The sequence below is a fragment of the Peptococcaceae bacterium 1198_IL3148 genome (genome assembly GCA_036763105.1).
Classification (GTDB): Bacteria; Bacillota; Desulfotomaculia; order Desulfotomaculales; family Desulfohalotomaculaceae; genus JBAIYS01.
Map to the genome: position 1 here is coordinate 1 of JBAIYS010000032.1, position 1,661 is coordinate 1,661.

A 1,661-nucleotide genomic window follows, 5' to 3' on the forward strand; every position below is an offset into this window, starting at 1 on the left:
TTGAGACAGTGCCCAAATCGTTACGCCTTTCGTGCGGGTCGGAACTTACCCGACAAGGAATTTCGCTACCTTAGGACCGTTATAGTTACGGCCGCCGTTTACTGGGGCTTCAATTCAAAGCTTCTCCATAAAGGATAACCTCTCCTCTTAACCTTCCAGCACCGGGCAGGCGTCAGCTCCTATACTTCAGCTTGCACTTTAGCAGGAACCTGTGTTTTTGGTAAACAGTCGCTTGGGCCTTTTCTCTGCGACCTCTTCATGCTCCAACTGTATAGTCTTCACACTAACGAGGCACCCCTTATCCCGAAGTTACGGGGTCATTTTGCCGAGTTCCTTAACGAGGGTTCTCTCGCGCGCCTTGGGTTTCTCACCCTACCTACCTGTGTCGGTTTACGGTACGGGCACCAACTTCCTCGTTAGAGGCTTTTCTTGGCAGTTTGGGATCAGCTACTTCGTTACTTGTTTTCACTCCCCATCACCTCTCAGGCTTTTTGTTGCGCGGTTTTGCCTGCACAACGCCCTACGGGTTTGGACGCACTTTTCCAGCCGTGCGCTTAGCCTACCCTCCTGCGTCACCCCATCCTTCAATCGGTTGTTGGTGGCATCGGAATTTCTACCGATTGTCCATCGCCTACGCCTTTCGGCCTCGGCTTAGGTCCCGGCTTACTCTGGGCGGACGAGCCTTCCCCAGAAAACCTTGGGTTTTCGGCGGGCAGGATTCTCACCTGCCTTATCGCATACTCATACCGGCATTCTCACTTCCTACCACTCCACAGCTCCTTACGGTACTGCTTCAACGCTGTAGGAACGCTCCCCTACCTTGGGATGGAATTACTACTACACCCTTGTGTCTCTCATAACTTAGCCCCTGGGAAACATTTATTGCAAAATCTTTTGTTGAATGAATGCTTTTGTTTAGGGATGATTTTGCAAATTAAATGGACCACTTGTGCCAATTGGATATACTAGTAATTCCATCCCAACCAAAGCTTCGGTGTATAACTTAGCCCCGTTACATTTTCGGCGCAGGGTCACTTGACCAGTGAGCTATTACGCACTCTTTGAATGGTGGCTGCTTCTAAGCCAACATCCTGGTTGTCTTTGCAACCCCACATCCTTTGCCACTTAGTTATACTTGGGGACCTTAGCTGTTGGTCTGGGTTGTTTCCCTCTCGACTATGAACCTTGTCACCCATAGTCTGACTCCCGGAATTTAAGTATCTGGCATTCGGAGTTTGATTGGGTTCGGTAACCGGTGAAGGCCCCTAGCCCATTCAGTGCTCTACCTCCAGTACTCATTCCCGAGGCTAGCCCTAAAGCTATTTCGGGGAGAACCAGCTATCTCCGGGTTCGATTGGCATTTCACCCCTACCCACAGTTCATCCGCCGCCGTTTCAATGACGGTCGGTTCGAGCCTCCACTGAATTTTACTTCAGCTTCACTCTGACCATGGGTAGATCACCCGGTTTCGGGTCTACTTCAACAAACTATGCGCCCTGTTCAGACTTGCTTTCGCTGCGGCTCCGACCTTACAGTCTTAACCTCGCTTGTTAATGTAACTCGCCGGTCCGTTCTACAAAAAGTACGCCGTCACACTTTTAACGTGCTTCGACTGCTTGTAGGCACATGGTTTCAGGTTCTCTTTCACTCCCCTCCCGGGG

1 rRNA gene is annotated in these 1,661 nt (G+C 50.7%); it reads right to left on the reverse strand.

Annotated features, from left to right (window positions below):
- A 23S ribosomal RNA gene (locus tag V6C27_14735) occupies window positions 1–1,661 on the reverse strand; the annotation flags it as partial.